The organism is Mycobacterium sp. E2238 (assembly GCF_001672665.1).
Lineage (GTDB): Bacteria > Actinomycetota > Actinomycetes > Mycobacteriales > Mycobacteriaceae > Mycobacterium.
The window spans coordinates 1-13,710 of record NZ_LZKF01000234.1 but is presented as its reverse complement, the minus strand read 5'-3'; the positions used below and the strand labels follow the sequence as shown (position 1 = coordinate 13,710).

The window sequence follows — 13,710 nt, the reverse complement described above, 5'->3', positions numbered from 1 at the left end:
TCAAGGACAGCCACGTCGACTACACGTCGTTTTTCCGCCACCTCGGCCGCGCGGCACGAGGCGATGCCGAACCGGCGCGCGGCTTGTTCATCGACCTCGCCGGGTTCGACGCGTGGCTGTCGCGGTGGCAAACCCTGCGCCCCGATGCCGACGCCATGGAGCGGGCCAACCCGATCTACATTCCGCGCAACCACCTGGTCGAGGAAGCCCTGACAGCCGCCACGGCGGGCGACCTCGGCCCACTCGACCAGCTCCTCGCCGCGGTCACCGCACCCTATGACGAGCGCGCGGGCCTGGAACGTTATGCCAATCCAGCCCCTGAGGACTTCGGTAAGTACCAAACGTTCTGCGGCACTTAGCTTTACATGAGATTCGCGAACTCAGCCTGCAGCTCATCGAGGCGCCGAAGGGTTTCGTCGCGAGGCTCGGTGGGCAGCTCCACCAACAGGTGCTGCACCCCGAGAGCGCGGTAGCCCTCGAGCTCCTCTGCCGTCGGCGCGCCGCCGTGAAAGCTGATCACTGGTACGTCCTGACCCGCCATGCCGCGCAGTTGCTCCAGTTGCGGCGCCAGGGCCCGCGCCGACGGTGTCATCGATAGCCACCCGGCATGCAGCCTGGCGATGCGTTTGAAGCCGGCGGGTCCGCCGCCGAAGTACATCGGCGGATAGGGCTTCTGCATAGGCTTAGGCCAACTGTAGATAGGGCCAAAGTCTACGAATTCGCCGTGGAATTCCGCCTTTTCGTGCGTCCAGATCTCGACCATCGCGCCCAGCCGTTCGTCGACCACTCGCCCTCGAACGCCCGGATCGACACCGTGGTTGGCGATTTCTTCGCGCAGCCAGCCCACCCCGACACCGAACCGGAATCGTCCTCGCGAAACCAGATCCAGCGACGCCACTTCTTTGGCCGTGTGAATCGGATCGCGCTGGGGCACCAGCGCGATGCCGGTGCCCAGGACCAGCCGCTCGGTCACGGCGGCCGCGGCGGTCAGCGCAACGAACGGATCCAGGGTGCGGTAGTACTTCGGCGGGATGGGACCCCCGGCCGGATAGGGGGTTACGTCGCCCGCCGGGATGTGCGTGTGCTCGGCGAGGAACAGCGACTCGAATCCACGCTGCTCGAGCGCCTGGCCCAGCTCCATCGGGCCAATGCCCTCATCGGTTACGAATGTCAGTACGCCTACGCCCATGGTCTCAGTCAACCGCATCGGGCTCGTTCCGGCGACCGCGTGACTGCGATCGGGCCGCGCCCCATAGCCCGACGCCGACGCCGACGACGGCGCCGCCCAAGCCGATGATCCGTTGCGAGGGTTTCAGCTCATCGTGGACACTGATGCCGCCGAGCAGGTCGGCCGCGTCGGCGCCGCCGGATGCCAGGAACCAGCCGCGGGTGTTCTTGCCGCGCAACGCCGCCGCCGCGAGCATGCCACCGATCAACGCGTCGCGATATCCCATGGACCGCAACAACAGTCGCGCGGTCGGCGCCGGCTCCCCGGGATCTCCCCAGAACCGGTTTGCGCTCAAGGGGTCGACGAGGAACCATACGCCGGAGGTGAGTCGGATGCTGCCCGCGAGAAGTGCAGCTCGGTCAATTGACATGCTCGGCAGCCTAGGAGCAAACCGCGTTCCTGCGCACGGCTTCGCCCCAAGAGCCCGTCACGGCTCGGGGCAGGCGTGGGCGATTTGTATGGAGGCCGGCCACAGCGCCGTGGTCAAGCCGAAGGCCAGGGCGTCGGCTCCGGTGGGGAACACGGCCTCCACCCGGCTCTGTATCAGTCGAGCCTCCTCAGCGTGAAAAAGGGTCCACACGAACCCGATACACAGGTACGGGATCGCCAGCCACAACGCCAATTCGATCAGTGCGCCGACCCTGACCTTGTATCGCATGCTGCGCCGAAGTACGTCCATCACCGCAGCCTCCTAGATTGCCGGTCAATCGAGCGCGGGGTCGGGCAGGCGGCACAGCTTGCACAGGGTGGCGAGGCCGTCGGGCGTGCCGGGCCAGTGCTTGGCAAGTGCACCGGGTCCCGCTGTGCGGCTGATCCAGCGCAACACCAGACCAACGATGATCACATCGTCGGCGAATCCGATGACGGGGATGGCGTCGGGTATCAGGTCGATGGGCGACACGACAAAGGCGATCAGTGCGACCAATGCGATTCGGATCCGCCGCGGCAGGTCGGTATCCGCGGCGAGGCGTTTCAGCAGCCGGAGCACGTCGGGCAGGAGGCGCACCAGGTCCTGCATTTTGACCTGGGGTCGCGTCAACCAGAAGGTGACCGCCAGAGCCAGCCAGATCACCGCGAACGCACTGACGATGCCGATCGCGATCATCCACCAGTCAGGCCACACCGTCTACATCTTGGTCGGTCGGGCTCAGGCATGCCAGCCCCGGCAGCTTTTCTAAGCAGCCCCCGGTGGTGGGAACGGAATCCAGGGAATCATCCAGATGTCGGGCGAGCGAGGCGGCGGCTCGGTGTTCGGTTCCCCGATGTGTTGGGGGCAGTAGGCATTCACCGCACTGGTCGTGAAACTGGTGGCTTGCGACACGGTGAAGCCCGCGTTTTCCGAGGACACACTCTGGATGACCGCGGCTTTGGAGTGACCCTGGTCCATCAGCTCGCAGGCCTTCTTCCCGACCTGAATGGCGACGGCGCCGTTCTTGTAGGGAACGCCGGCCTGATCGAGCGCCGCCAAGAAGCTCGCGTCGGGGTTGCCGGCCGGGTCCGCCTGCGCGGGCGTGGCCGCACCAATGGCGGCGGCGAAGCTCGCCAGCAAGAGAAGCACCCGCACCGCATCATCCTCGTACAGACGGCGCGAATTGTCCTGTCCGCCCCCGCGAACTCGGCTTAGTGTGGTTGACGGGATGAAGGACGAGTGCCAATGAACATCGATGACGAATCCGTCACGACGCTGGAAGACCTCAGAGGCGATCTGGCGCAGCGGTACAAGCGCACGGCGAGCGGTGGAGGCTCCGTCGACAGCGCGATCGTCGACGCCGACATGGCGGCCCTCGACCGCGACGGCTACGTCATTTGGACGGACCTGCTCACACCGGAGCAGTGCGAGCAGATCCGCGAGGTCGTGCGGCCTTGGCTCGGGCACACCGGGCGTAACTCGTTCGAGGGGCGGAGCACTCAGCGCATCTACAGCCTGCTGAGCCGGACGCGGGTGTGCGACGGGCTCGTCGGCAATCCCCGGGTGCTGGCGGTGCTGGATCGGTTGCTGATGCCCAACTACCTGCTTTCTGCGTTGCAGGCCATCAACATTCAGCCCGGAGAGGCCGCCCAGCTGGCACACCACGACGATGGGTTCTACCCGATCCCGCGTCCGCGAGAACCTCTTGCGGCGGCGACGATCTGGGCCATCGACGACTTCACCGCCGACAACGGGGCCACGGTGCTCTACCCCGGCAGCCACCGCTGGGGTAAGCGCCGGCCGGGGCCCGACGATCAGGCGATGCCGGTCGTCATGCCCGCCGGCTCGTGCGTCTTCTTCGTGGGCACCCTGTGGCACGGCGGTGGCGCCAACAACACCGGTCGCGACCGCCTTGCCGTCACCGCCCAGTACTGCCAACCGTGGCTGCGCCCGATGGAAGCCTTCACGTTGTCGATATCGCGCGACATCGCCCGCTCGGTGTCCGACGACATTCGCCGCATGCTCGGCTACAGCATCCACCCACCGTTCGTCGGCGCGGTCGACGGTCTGCACCCGCTCCGGCTGTTGGAAGCCGATTCGTAGGTCCTACTCCCGTCGTCCGCTGACACCGGCCAACCGCGCGGCATCGGCGGGCGTGGGCTGTCGCGGGCTGCCCACTTCGACCGCCTGGCTGCGGCTCAGCGCGATCGCGGCGGCCACCATGCCCCAGACGGCGACTGCCAGTGCCAGCGCCGCCGAGCGGCCCACCGCCAGGTGTTCACCGAGCACCCCCATGCCGAGCACGACCGCGACAACCGGCTCCCCGACCAACATGATCGGTACCGACGCCTGCAACGCGCCGGCATGAAAGGCCGAGTTCTGCGCCACCGTTACCGCGACCGCTAGGCCGACCAGAACGTACGGAGCCGGGACGGTGAGGAGCGCATGCCAGCCGCCGACGGCGTAGCGGTGCGTGCAGATCTTCGTCAGCACCGCGATCATGCCGAGCATGACCGCCACGGCCACGCCCAGCAGCATGGCGCGCGCACGACCGACGACGCGACCGGCCGCCGTAACGCAGACCACCAGCAACGGCACCGTCACCAACAACGCCAGTGTCCACGCCGGTACCGCAGGGCGGACATGGCCTTCGCGCGGCTGACCGACGAGCACGAAAACCGTTAGCGCGCCCGTCAACAGCGTCGCCCAGCCCCACTGGACCGCGCTGATGCGTTGATGGCAGAGCCGCGCGCTCAAGGGCAACGCGAACAACAGCGACGAAACCAGCAGCGGCTGGATGAGCAGCAGGGATCCGTGCGCCAGCGCCACCGCCTGAAACACGTAGCCGGCGACGGCGGCGACGGTGCCCGCCCACCACAGCGGTCGCGCCGCCAGGGTCGTCACCATCGTTCCCGACATGCCCTCATCAGCCGGAACGTCCTGGGCGGCTCGCTGCCGAACGACGATTCCGACCGCGGCCCAGAACGCCGACAGCAATGCCGAGACGATCGCGACCGCGTGCGATGTGACCCACCCCATGTCCGTGCGGATACCCGGGACGTGAGGGCGGCTAACTGAGCTCTGCGCGAACAGGCGCGCAGCGCCAACAGTTTGTTTGTGACTCACCGCACATTTATGCTGATGCTGTATCCCAGGTCACAACTTGGTAGGAGCTTTAATGGCCGCAGCCCATGGCTCGAGCAAGCACGTTGTCGTCGCGCCCCGTCCCAGCGGGGCGATCCATTCGCACCGGATACTGCTGGCCGTGGTCGTGGTCCTGGCCCTCATCGCTGCGATCACAGGCATCGTCGTCGCCGCGTCGACGGGGCACACCACCGCGGCGCTAGTCATCGCCCTGGTGGCCGGCGGGTGGTTCTCCGCCGCCCTCTGCTAGAGGTCGCGACTGCCGACAAGAAAAGTCGGCGCGCTCGAATACCTCCGGATGGCAACGGCTTTGATGGCGGTGGGAGTCGCCGGACGGCTAGCGATCAGCTGGCGACCGCACCGGGGCAGTACTTGATTCGTCCCAGGTCGACCCACATGTTGGCGCGCCTGGCGGCTTGATCGGGGTTCAGCCCGGTCACAGCCTGGTTGTTCGCCTGTTGCATCGCGCCGACGATCTGCGCGCGCGACCAGCCCTGCGCCATCGCATTGCACATGGTCTGTTCGGTCTGCATCTCGTAGAAGGGCCAATCCGGCGGCCAGCCGATCGGGTCGGCGTTCGCCGTGGCGAACGCGCCCGGCAGGGCAGCCGGAGCGATCAACGCGATGACGAACGTCAGGGCGAGAAGCAGCTTTCTCGTGACGGACAGGGGTGAAAGCGACTGTTGCACGGGCACTTCTCCTCGACTCGGCACCTCGATGACCTGGAGGTCGACAAGCTTGACCCCGCCCACCAATGGTAGAGCCTCGGCGCCGTACGCCGTTCGAGATGTCGGATCTGGATAGACTCCCTACGATCTGCCGTCTCGCGACGCTTCCAGTCGGACATGCGATCCGTCGTCTTCGGTACCGGCCGAAACTAGGGAGAATGAACGTGAGAGCCCTCGTTGCGGGCGCCGCCGGGTTCTTGGGGTCGCATCTGTGCGACCGTCTTCGCCGCGACGGCCTCGAGGTTGTCGGGCTCGACAACTTCTACACCGGTAGCCGCGACAACATCGGGCGGTTCGAGAAAGACCCGGGATTTTCTTTCTTCGAGCACGACATCACCCGGCCGGTAGACGCGGCCGGTGTCCGTCCGCTGGATGTCATCTTCAACATGGCCTGCCCCGGGTCGCCGCGCGCCTACCAGCGCGATCCGCTGTTTACCCTGGAAACGAACTACGTCGGCACCAGGAACCTGCTGGAACTGGCTCGCGAGCAGCAGGCGACAATTCTCCAAGCTTCCACCAGCGAGGTTTACGGCGATCCCGTCATCCATCCTCAAGTCGAGAGCTACTGGGGCAACGTCAACTGCTTCGGGATGCGGAGCTGTTACGAAGAAGGCAAGCGGGTCTCGGAGACGCTGATGCTCGAGTACGCCCGTCGCTACGGCGTGCGGATAAAGGTCGTCCGCATTTTCAATACCTACGGCCCGAGGATGGACGTGGAGGACGGCCGCATCATCCCCTCGTTCATCGTCCAGGCGCTGCGGGGAGAACCGATCACCGTCTTCGGGGATGGCAGCCAGACCCGCTCTTTCTGCTATGTCGACGATCTGATCGAGGGCCTGGTGAGGATGGCGGCGAGCGAGCCCTCGTTCACGGGGCCCGTGAATCTCGGCAGTCCGACCGAACTCTCCGTCCTGCAGACAGCGAGCATTATCGGCGAGCTGACCGGGTCGGCGTCGGGAACCGTATTTAGGCCCCTGCCGGCCGACGACCCCAAGAGGCGCCAACCGGATATCAGCCTTGCCGAGTCCAGGCTCGCCTGGCGTCCACGAGTCCCTTTTGAAGAAGGCGTCGCGCGAACTATCGAATACTTCAGGGGAATCGTGGAGGCATGACCGTTCAGGCTGATGGCGTTAGCATCGGGGAAGCCCCACACGCAACGAACCGACCCCACCGACCACGATCAACAAAGGGGAGGGTGATGGCTCATCAAGCCCCTGACGGCAGCCGTTATCCCATTGCCGCCGTTCGTTTCCGGTGTTCTTGGGGCCACGGCCGCACTGCACAACACTTCACGGCACCGGGCGATGGGCTCCGGCGATGAGATTTGTGTTGGCAACCTTGGGAACTCGGGGTGATATCGAGCCATGCGCCGCCATCGGTCGGGAACTGCAGCGTAGGGGCCACGATGTGCGAATGGCGGTTCCGCCGAACTACATTGGCTTCATCGAGTCGGCCGGTCTTGCCGCCGTCGCACACGGCCCAGACCAGGAGCGGCAGAACGCCGATATCGAACTCAAATACGGGACAACGCCGAGCCCGATGCTCATGGCGTGGGAGATTTATCAGGGAATCACTCGACTCTGGCCGGAGCTGGGTGCGGCGCTCACCTCACTGGCCGACGGGGCCGACCTGCTGTTGACGGACGCAAGCCAGCAGGGGCTGGCCGCCAATGTCGCGGAATACCACGACATTCCGCAAGCAGCCGTGCACATCTACCCGATCGCCGACAATGCGCATTCGCAGATAACCAAAGCCGCTGAAGACGCCCAGCGCCGGGAATTGGGCCTGCCAGAACAAACGGGACCGTCGACGCGACAACCGCTGGAAATCCAGGCCTACGACGAACTCTTCTTCCCCGAAATGGCGGCCGCATGGGCGGGTCACGGGTTCCGGCGGCCTTTCGTAGGTGGGCTGACATTGGAGCTGCCGACGGACGCCGACGACGAGGTCTCGTCGTGGATTGCCGCGGGAACGCCGCCGATCTATTTCGGATTCGGCAGCAGCGCACGAGTCGCATCGCCGCGCGACGTGATCGCCATGATCACTGCGGCTTGTGCGCAGCTAGGCGAGCGGGCGTTGATTTGCAGCGGCGTGAGTGACCTCGCCGGCCTTCCGGATTCGAACCACGTAAAGGTGGTGAACTCGGTGAACCACGCAACCGTGTTTCCCGCTTGCCGCGCGGTCGTCCATCACGGTGGTCCGGGCACCACGTTCGCAGGCATCCGGGCCGGAATCCCCACGTTGGCCCTTGCCGTATCGGTCGATCAACCGATGTGGGCAGCCGCGGTCAATCAACTCGAAGTCGGCATCGGACGGCGCTTCATCGAAACCACCCTCGATTCGCTGATTGCGGATTTGCGGTCCATCCTCACCCCGCGCTGCGTCACTCGAACCCGTGAGGTCGCGGCTCAGATGGCGACGCCCGCGCAAAGCGCCGCCAACGCCGCCGATCTCTTGGAAGATGCCGTCCGTGTCGGCGCGCCGGCTGATCGGCAAACGCCGCGGACCGCGATGAAAAGTCGGTCAGCCCAACGGTTCTGACTCGGGCCTGTCGTCCCGCGGCGATCCTGCGGCGAGTTGCGTGGCCGAGACGCTGCGATAGGACGGCAAGTCAAAGTCGGGCAAGGCGCAGATGTCAGCACAATCTCGAACCCGCTCCAGCCAGTAACTCTGATCGGCCGCCGACGTGCAGGCGTAAATCTTCATAAACGTCGCCGCGAAGGGGAACAAGAAGCCATTGCCGACAGCCTGCCAAACGGCTGCGGCCACTCCGGGGGTTTCGACTCCGCGATAGTCGTCGATCGCAATCAAGCCCCGCTTAGTCGTGTGCGTGACGGCGAGGTTGATGTCGTTAGCGACGCACCGGTAGCTGTGACAACCGTCGACGTGGGTGAAGCGGAGTAACCGTTCTCCAAGGTTGAGCTCCGATGATTCGCAGACTTCGAGCGTTGGCCGGCGAGGGTGGAAACGATCCCAGTTGGCCAGGAACTGCTTCTGGTCGAGGCCCGAATACTGCTGGCGTGGGATCCGCGACATGTGCGCGTGATCCATCACGGCGTCGAACAAATCGCAGATCACCAGTTCTTCATCGTCGCGGAGGCTGTAACCCATCATGATGGCGGACTTGCCTTGATAGGTGCCGATCTCCAGCATGTCGCCCTTGATGCCTTCGGCCGTCTGGCAGGCGAGCAACTTGCTGAACAGTGAGACGTCGGCCTCAAAGAACCAGCCGTCGACCTCATCCATCTGCTCGGCATAGAGGGTCCAGGCTGCATCGGTCATGGCGCGCTCCTGCGCATCAACTCCTCCAGAGAGGTATTCCCGACGTTCGAAATGTGCGCCCGCGTTTGAAGGGTATCAACCCGCGCCACATCGGTGCCTTTGGTCCTTCGCCTTGCATCGCTTCGGCCCTGACAATCGCGACCGCCCTGGACGATCCTGCCCATGGGCGGGCGGCGGATCAGAAGCGAGCTGAAATGTGGGAGCCACCACGTGGCGCGATCTTGGTAGGCATTGACGGCTCGGCAGCGGCGCTGGGCGCCGTCCGATGGGCGGCTCGTGATGCCGCGCTGCGGAATGCGCCGCTGACCCTGGTGCATGTCGTCGACGCCCCCTTGCCGGGGTGGTTCCAGGTCGCCGCGCGGACGGACTTCAGGCGAGGGCGCGGGCAGCGGGCACGCGGACTCATCAAGACGGCGATCCGGGTGGCCGAAGAGAGCGCTGGTGCACGCCGTCCGGCGAAGGTCGAGACCAAGGTGCTTTATTCGACCGCCGTCCCGACGCTGGTCGCCCTCTCCAAAGAGGTGGAGATGGTCGTGGTGGGCGACCGGGGACACCGCGGTGCCCTGGGTGCCCGCAGTGCGCTTGGCTCGGTGAGTTCGGGGTTGGTTTACCACGCGCACTGCCCAGTCGCCGTGATCCCCAGCGAGCAACCGCAGGTCGGCAAGGCGGAGGCGCCGGTGCTGGTGGGCATCGACGGCTCGCGGGCATCGGAAGCAGCGACTGAGATCGCCTTCGAGGAAGCCTCGCGACGGAGAGTGGGCCTAGTGGCTTTACACGCCTGGGCTGATCCCCGGGCGGCCACCTCGAGAACGGTGTACCAGGACGCGAAATGGGACGCCCGGCTATCCGAGGAGGAAGAGGTGCTGGCCGAACGACTGGCGGGTTGGCATGACCGCTATCCCGACGTGGGGGTCCATCGCAGGATCGAGATTGGCGAGCCGGTGCGCTGGCTCCTCGAGGCGTCCGAAAAGGCGCAACTGCTTGTGGTCGGCAGCCACGGCCGTGGCGGGTTCGCCGGCAGGGTGCTGGGCTCGGTCGGTGCGTCGGTGGTCAATAGGGCCAAGCTCCCGGTGATTGTGGCGCGGTAGACACTGGCAGTCTGAGCAACCCATTCTCAGTGGAGCGAGCGGTGAGAACGCAATTCCAGTTGATGCCCTTCGGGCGGCGGGGTGCCGCGGTGGCCGGAATGATCGCGGCTTGTCTTGTGCTGGTGCAGTGCACCGCTGCGCAGCGACCGCCGGCGGCGACACCATCAGGGTCCGCGACACCGCCACCATCGGCGGCGCCGCCCAATGCGCCATCAGCGGCTCCCGGTGACAGCGTCGAGCCGGTCACCGCCGCCGAACTCGGCGAGACCTGGCGACCGGGTTGCCCGGTCGAGCCGGAGCAACTGCGACGGGTCAACGTCGGCTACATCGGTTTCGACGGCCAGGTGCACCGCGGTGAGCTGATCGTGAATCAAGACCTGGCACCGGAGGTCATCGCCATCTTCGAGCGGCTTCAGCGGCTCGGTTACCCGGTCGAGAAGATGCGTACGGTCGACCACTACGCGGGCGCCGACGACGAGTTGTCCATGGAGGACAACAACACTTCGGCGTTCAACTGCCGACACATCCCTGGAACCAACGAATGGTCTCCGCACGCCTACGGTCGGGCTATCGATCTCAACCCGCTCATCAACCCGTGCCTGTATGCGAGCGGCTATTTCGAACCGCAGAACGCGGCCGCCTACCTGGACCGCAGCCGCAGCGACCCGGGACTCTTACACAACGGCGACCCTGCGGTGCGCGCCTTCACAGATCGTGGCTGGCGGTGGGGTGGCGAGTGGACGGGTCCGCTCGACTACCAACACTTCGAGCGGCCCTAGAGACGCAGGGCCTGCGCCGTTGCCGTTGCGACCTCGCCCCGCAGATCCGAGATCGGTGGACTGCCCCGGGTGTGAATCGAATTCGAGAGCAGCACGACGTAGGTATCCGAGCGTGGGTCCATCCAGACCGAGGTTCCGGTGAAGCCGGTGTGGCCGAAGCTGCCGATGGGGAAGATCGCGCCTCGCGGCATGGACTGGCCCGTATCGATGTCCCAGCCGAAGCCGCGCAGGTTCTGCCCCGGGATCGCCGGATAGCGCGGAGCGAGCAGCGAATCCGTTTTGTTCGGCCGTTTTGCGACGGCTTCTTGTGCCGCATCGTTGGCCGCCTTGAGTTGCGCAAGCGCATGTCCCGGCTGCTGCGGACTCGTCATCAACTCGAGAGTTGTTTGCGCCAAAGGGAATTGGCTGGGACGGCCCGCGAGCCGGTCAAGTAATGCCTGCGCAAAGAGGCTGACATCGTGGGCCGTCGAGAACACCCCCGCATGCCCGGCCACCCCACCCATGCGCCGCGCCGTCGTGTCCTGCACGGTGCCCCGAAGCAGATGATCGAGATCGGGATTCCTAACCGGATCGGCTCGGCCCTCCTCGTCACGTGCTGTCGGTGCGATGCGCGGCAACAGACCGGTGCTCCAGGTACCTGCGGGACAGGGGTCCGGCGTCCGGCCTTGCGGCGCGGGGGCCCACGCGATCGCAGCGCCCAACGTCGTGTGCGAACCACACGCTTGCGCCGGGGGAAGGTAGCGGGCGTCTTCCATGCCGAGCGGCTCGAATACGTGTCGCTGAACGTACGCGTCCAGCGCCTCGCCGGTGACCTTCTCGATCAGCGCCCCAAGCAGGATGAAGTTGATATCGGAATACCGGAAGCCCGCACCGGGGCCCGACTCCAGCGGCGTGGTGAGCGCACGGCGAATTCCCTCCCCTTTGTCGGCATGGTCCAGTCCCCACGGGTCTCCCAGGTTGACATCCCCGGTTTCGCCGGAGGTGTGCGTAAGGAGCATCCGAACAGTCACCTTTGCGCGGCGCGGATCGTTCGCGGCGTTGAAGTCCGGCAGGTACTGCTGCACGGGATCGTCGAAGGCAACCTTGCCCTGCTCGTAAAGCTGCATGACGGCGGTCGCCGTTGCGAGGCTCTTCGTTAAGGACGCCAGGTCGAAGATCGTGTCCTCGGTCATCGGCTCGGCGGGGGCAGGCAACCCGTCCAGTCCGGGTTCGCCTGCGAGCTTGCGCGAACCGTAGGCCTGGTGGAAGACGACCTTGCCACCGTGCCCGACGACAACCACCGCGCCCGGCAACCTGTTTGCCGCAATCGCGCCGTTGATCAGCTTGGAGACCCTTGCGAAATCAACCGCGGGCGCCGGATCGGGCGGTTTGACGACGGTCGCGACGTCGGGTCTGGGAGCGGGCGGGCTTGCACCCAATACCGGGCGTCCCGCGTCGCCCCTCGAACAAGCCGTGGTTATCGCGAGGAAGGCAGTCCCGGCGGCGATGGCGGTACGCATCGCACCGCGGAAGCCTGCGGCGACCGGTCGATTCATTGAGGAGCTCATCTCGTTACCTGCGATCTTGTTTTCGGATCTTGGCGGCGTCAAGAGAGGACGACGAAACGCATCCCGCGCCCCCGCATCACGCCCGTATCGTGAGGGCGGTGTGCGAGCCCGCGCCCGGCCGGACCCACGAACCGCCAGCCGTTCTCAACCGTCGCCAGCTTTTGGGGGTGGCCGGCAGCCTGGGGGCGGCGTCCCTGATCGGCGCGTGCTCGACGTCTCATCCCCCGCCATCGGCGGCGACCGGCGTCAGCCTGACCGCGACCAGTTCGGCATTGTTGCTCTGCCGGGACGCGTGGGGCGCGCGACCGGCCCGTTCCGGAGGGAAGCGCCACACCATCACGCGGATGACCCTCCACCATGAGGCCGTCGTCCTTGGCGACAACCGCAATGCCCCAGCGCACCTCCGACAGGATCAGCGCTACCACCAGGATCAGCACGGGTGGATCGACATCGCCTATCACGTCGGCGTCGACCGCAACGGCAACATCTATGAACTTCGGAGCACCGAGATCGCGGGCGACACCGCAACGGACTACGACACGACAGGTCACTTCCTGGTCCTCTGCGAAGGAGACTTCGATCAAGAGCCTGTGTCGGAGGCGCAGCTTCAGGGGGCGGCTCGCGCGTTCGCATGGGCCGCCCAGAATTTTCATGTCGCGACCGCCACATTGGCCGGCCATCGCGACCTGGCCCAGACGTCTTGCCCCGGCGGAAACCTGTACGCCCATCTTTCCTCGGGTGACTTGAGACGCCGCATCGACGATCTGCTGGCCGCGGGCGGAGTGGACCTTCAGCGCTTCTGCGGACCCGAAGCGGCCGCGCGAGTCGCGGCGATCGAGGCGGGAAACTGACCAGCGGCCCGCCGTTGGTCCGATTCCGCGACCGCAGCGCGAAATCACGCTGGCGACAGGGTCTTTGGGGCGAGGGTGACTGAACGCCAGGAGTTGACCGCTGGCAAATCGAGCGCAGCGGAATTTCTACAGACGCAGTAGTGCAAAGCCGCTGCGCAGGTATAGGATCTAGGGCATTACTACCCCAATTCGGCTGGACGCAGGCGTCCGGAATTGGGTCTAAGTCGGACTGGACGTGGGCGTCCGCGACATATATGGCTATGTGAAGCCCTGTCAGAGCCAGAAGGCCCCATGAAACAACTTTGTGATGACCTAACCCAATTCGCTATCCAGGTGCGCCAAATCGCATATTCCGTCAATGGCGGCGTCGGAGAGCGGGAATGCCTGGATCTGAGCGCGCGCATGCTCGCCGCGGTGAAGCGGGCACAGGCCAGGGCGCTCACCGAACTTGCGGAATTACCCGGCGACTGCGGACAGGCCGGCTAGAAGCAATGACCGACAGCGCCAATTCGAGTCAATTCTGGCCCGGAGAAGTCATCGCGCAAGCCACCGACATCATCAGCGAGCGCTTCAAACTCGACGCCGCGCAATCCTTGGCAGTGCTCCGCGGAATCTCACGCAATACCAGGACGCAAATGTGCGTGGTCGCCGAAC

At 65.6% G+C, this 13,710-nt stretch carries 17 protein-coding genes and 1 pseudogene; 9 read left to right on the top strand and 9 right to left on the bottom strand.

Going from position 1 to position 13,710, the window contains the following annotated elements; translation table 11 throughout:
• Positions 1-359 (top strand): annotated as a pseudogene (locus A5711_RS21395) (hypothetical protein); the annotation flags it as partial.
• A 2-nt stretch (positions 360-361) separates the two neighbouring features.
• Here the strand turns inward: A5711_RS21395 and A5711_RS21390 are convergent.
• The 5 genes from A5711_RS21390 to A5711_RS21370 all read right to left on the bottom strand — a co-directional run bounded on the left by A5711_RS21390 (position 362) and on the right by A5711_RS21370 (position 2,792).
• A complete protein-coding gene (locus tag A5711_RS21390; protein ID WP_067950058.1) occupies positions 362-1,189 on the bottom strand; it encodes an LLM class F420-dependent oxidoreductase in 828 nt (275 codons plus the stop codon).
• A gap of 4 nt (positions 1,190-1,193) precedes the next feature.
• Positions 1,194-1,598, bottom strand: coding sequence for a DUF4267 domain-containing protein (locus A5711_RS21385; RefSeq protein WP_067950056.1), 405 nt, complete (start codon positions 1,596-1,598; stop codon positions 1,194-1,196).
• Between the two features lie 57 nt (positions 1,599-1,655).
• Positions 1,656-1,907 (bottom strand): hypothetical protein, encoded by a 252-nt coding sequence (locus A5711_RS21380; RefSeq protein ID WP_067950054.1) that lies wholly within the window; start codon positions 1,905-1,907, stop codon positions 1,656-1,658.
• A 24-nt stretch (positions 1,908-1,931) separates the two neighbouring features.
• Positions 1,932-2,333, bottom strand: a complete 402-nt coding sequence (locus A5711_RS21375; protein WP_231972074.1) for a YkvA family protein — start codon at positions 2,331-2,333, stop codon at positions 1,932-1,934.
• Positions 2,334-2,402: 69 nt separating this feature from the next.
• On the bottom strand, positions 2,403-2,792 hold the full coding sequence (locus A5711_RS21370) for a DUF732 domain-containing protein (RefSeq protein ID WP_067950050.1): 390 nt from the start codon (positions 2,790-2,792) through the stop codon (positions 2,403-2,405).
• A 90-nt stretch (positions 2,793-2,882) separates the two neighbouring features.
• On the opposite strand from A5711_RS21370, the gene A5711_RS21365 reads away from it, so the two are divergent.
• A complete protein-coding gene (locus A5711_RS21365) occupies positions 2,883-3,740 on the top strand; it encodes a phytanoyl-CoA dioxygenase family protein (protein ID WP_067950048.1) in 858 nt (285 codons plus the stop codon).
• A 3-nt stretch (positions 3,741-3,743) separates the two neighbouring features.
• Here A5711_RS21365 and A5711_RS21360 read toward each other — a convergent pair whose 3' ends face one another.
• Complete coding sequence (locus A5711_RS21360; RefSeq protein WP_067950046.1) at positions 3,744-4,676, bottom strand: DMT family transporter; 933 nt, start codon at positions 4,674-4,676, stop codon at positions 3,744-3,746.
• 139 nt (positions 4,677-4,815) lie between these two features.
• Here A5711_RS21360 and A5711_RS21355 point away from each other — a divergent pair, with 139 nt between their 5' ends.
• Positions 4,816-5,031, top strand: coding sequence for a hypothetical protein (locus A5711_RS21355; RefSeq protein WP_067950044.1), 216 nt, complete (start codon positions 4,816-4,818; stop codon positions 5,029-5,031).
• 94 nt (positions 5,032-5,125) lie between these two features.
• Here the strand turns inward: A5711_RS21355 and A5711_RS21350 are convergent, their stop codons facing one another.
• Positions 5,126-5,470 (bottom strand): hypothetical protein, encoded by a 345-nt coding sequence (locus A5711_RS21350; protein ID WP_231972075.1) that lies wholly within the window; start codon positions 5,468-5,470, stop codon positions 5,126-5,128.
• Between the two features lie 197 nt (positions 5,471-5,667).
• Between A5711_RS21350 and A5711_RS21345 the strand changes: the two genes are divergently transcribed.
• Complete coding sequence (locus A5711_RS21345) at positions 5,668-6,621, top strand: UDP-glucuronic acid decarboxylase family protein (protein ID WP_231987520.1); 954 nt, start codon at positions 5,668-5,670, stop codon at positions 6,619-6,621.
• A 205-nt stretch (positions 6,622-6,826) separates the two neighbouring features.
• On the top strand, positions 6,827-8,050 hold the full coding sequence (locus tag A5711_RS21340) for a glycosyltransferase (protein WP_067950042.1): 1,224 nt from the start codon (positions 6,827-6,829) through the stop codon (positions 8,048-8,050).
• Here A5711_RS21340 and A5711_RS21335 read toward each other — a convergent pair.
• Complete coding sequence (locus tag A5711_RS21335) at positions 8,033-8,791, bottom strand: class I SAM-dependent methyltransferase (RefSeq protein WP_067950040.1); 759 nt, start codon at positions 8,789-8,791, stop codon at positions 8,033-8,035. The two genes, A5711_RS21340 and A5711_RS21335, sit on opposite strands and share 18 nt — an antisense overlap.
• A 194-nt stretch (positions 8,792-8,985) precedes the next feature.
• Here A5711_RS21335 and A5711_RS21330 point away from each other — a divergent pair, with 194 nt between their 5' ends.
• Both A5711_RS21330 and A5711_RS21325 read left to right on the top strand, forming a co-directional pair.
• A complete protein-coding gene (locus tag A5711_RS21330) occupies positions 8,986-9,879 on the top strand; it encodes a universal stress protein (RefSeq protein ID WP_067950038.1) in 894 nt (297 codons plus the stop codon).
• 62 nt (positions 9,880-9,941) lie between these two features.
• Complete coding sequence (locus A5711_RS21325) at positions 9,942-10,658, top strand: M15 family metallopeptidase (protein WP_067950036.1); 717 nt, start codon at positions 9,942-9,944, stop codon at positions 10,656-10,658.
• On the opposite strand, the gene A5711_RS21320 is transcribed toward A5711_RS21325, so the two are convergent.
• On the bottom strand, positions 10,655-12,157 hold the full coding sequence (locus A5711_RS21320) for a serine hydrolase domain-containing protein (RefSeq protein WP_082975803.1): 1,503 nt from the start codon (positions 12,155-12,157) through the stop codon (positions 10,655-10,657). The two genes, A5711_RS21325 and A5711_RS21320, sit on opposite strands and share 4 nt — an antisense overlap.
• Before the next feature lie 146 nt (positions 12,158-12,303).
• Here A5711_RS21320 and A5711_RS21315 point away from each other — a divergent pair, with 146 nt between their 5' ends.
• Positions 12,304-13,056, top strand: coding sequence for an N-acetylmuramoyl-L-alanine amidase (locus A5711_RS21315; RefSeq protein WP_231987518.1), 753 nt, complete (start codon positions 12,304-12,306; stop codon positions 13,054-13,056).
• Positions 13,057-13,389: 333 nt separating this feature from the next.
• Positions 13,390-13,542, top strand: coding sequence for a hypothetical protein (locus A5711_RS27000; protein ID WP_156673310.1), 153 nt, complete (start codon positions 13,390-13,392; stop codon positions 13,540-13,542).
• Positions 13,543-13,710: the final 168 nt, after the last annotated feature.

Bases quoted from the DNA above. Each gene is read 5' to 3' on its own strand.
- A5711_RS21380 (WP_067950054.1), bottom strand. From the start codon at position 1,907: ATGGACGTACTTCGGCGCAGCATGCGATACAAGGTCAGGGTCGGCGCA.
- A5711_RS21345 (WP_231987520.1), top strand. From the start codon at position 5,668: ATGAACGTGAGAGCCCTCGTTGCGGGCGCCGCCGGGTTCTTGGGGTCG.
- A5711_RS21385 (WP_067950056.1), bottom strand. From the start codon at position 1,598: ATGTCAATTGACCGAGCTGCACTTCTCGCGGGCAGCATCCGACTCACC.
- A5711_RS21330 (WP_067950038.1), top strand. From the start codon at position 8,986: ATGTGGGAGCCACCACGTGGCGCGATCTTGGTAGGCATTGACGGCTCG.
- A5711_RS21365 (WP_067950048.1), top strand. From the start codon at position 2,883: ATGAACATCGATGACGAATCCGTCACGACGCTGGAAGACCTCAGAGGC.
- A5711_RS21335 (WP_067950040.1), bottom strand. From the start codon at position 8,791: ATGACCGATGCAGCCTGGACCCTCTATGCCGAGCAGATGGATGAGGTC.
- A5711_RS21375 (WP_231972074.1), bottom strand. From the start codon at position 2,333: ATGATCGCGATCGGCATCGTCAGTGCGTTCGCGGTGATCTGGCTGGCT.
- A5711_RS21325 (WP_067950036.1), top strand. From the start codon at position 9,942: ATGCCCTTCGGGCGGCGGGGTGCCGCGGTGGCCGGAATGATCGCGGCT.
- A5711_RS21340 (WP_067950042.1), top strand. From the start codon at position 6,827: ATGAGATTTGTGTTGGCAACCTTGGGAACTCGGGGTGATATCGAGCCA.
- A5711_RS21390 (WP_067950058.1), bottom strand. From the start codon at position 1,189: ATGGGCGTAGGCGTACTGACATTCGTAACCGATGAGGGCATTGGCCCG.
- A5711_RS21320 (WP_082975803.1), bottom strand. From the start codon at position 12,157: ATGCGTACCGCCATCGCCGCCGGGACTGCCTTCCTCGCGATAACCACG.
- A5711_RS21355 (WP_067950044.1), top strand. From the start codon at position 4,816: ATGGCCGCAGCCCATGGCTCGAGCAAGCACGTTGTCGTCGCGCCCCGT.
- A5711_RS21360 (WP_067950046.1), bottom strand. From the start codon at position 4,676: ATGGGGTGGGTCACATCGCACGCGGTCGCGATCGTCTCGGCATTGCTG.